This window comes from Peribacillus psychrosaccharolyticus ATCC 23296 (assembly GCF_000305495.1).
Classification (GTDB): domain Bacteria; phylum Bacillota; class Bacilli; order Bacillales; family DSM-1321; genus Peribacillus; species Peribacillus psychrosaccharolyticus.
In genome coordinates this window covers 1-473 of the sequence record NZ_AJTN02000135.1, presented here as the reverse complement: position 1 = coordinate 473, position 473 = coordinate 1, and the positions used below count along the sequence as shown (strand labels likewise).

Sequence of the window (473 nt, the reverse complement as noted above, 5' to 3'; positions counted from 1 at the left end):
TTCTACAATATTTTTAAATTCGCATGATCAGTTAAATCAGCTTGAATAAACATAGATTCCGGTGAGAATTCTTGTAATTGCTTTTCCATCTCTTTGCCTAGCTGTTCATTCACATCTACAATGACGACGATTGCGCCTTCTTTGACCATTGCTTTCGCCATACCGCCGCCGATTCCGCCAGCCCCGCCAGTAATAATGGTTACTTTATCTTGTAATTTCATAAATTCTTCCCCCTAATATATATTTAGTTTAACGAAAAATAGTTTAACACAAAATAGTTTAGTGTTAAACTATTTTGTCCTTCCCGTTATGCATTGGAAATGGGGGAGGAACAATTGTGAATCAATCGGTCAAGATTTCCATGACAAAAAGGTGTTACACCAAACAATGTGAACGCAACAGTAACCCTGAATCAAGAAACCGAGTTAGCGATTAAAGAAACAAATATTGCAGCAAGTTGGTAACGCATATTC

General features: G+C 37.0%; 1 pseudogene. It reads right to left on the bottom strand.

From position 1 onward, the window contains the following. Positions 1–14: 14 nt before the first annotated feature. Positions 15–221 (bottom strand): annotated as a pseudogene (locus WYK_RS06475) (SDR family NAD(P)-dependent oxidoreductase); the annotation flags it as partial. Between the last annotated feature and the right edge of the window lie 252 nt (positions 222–473).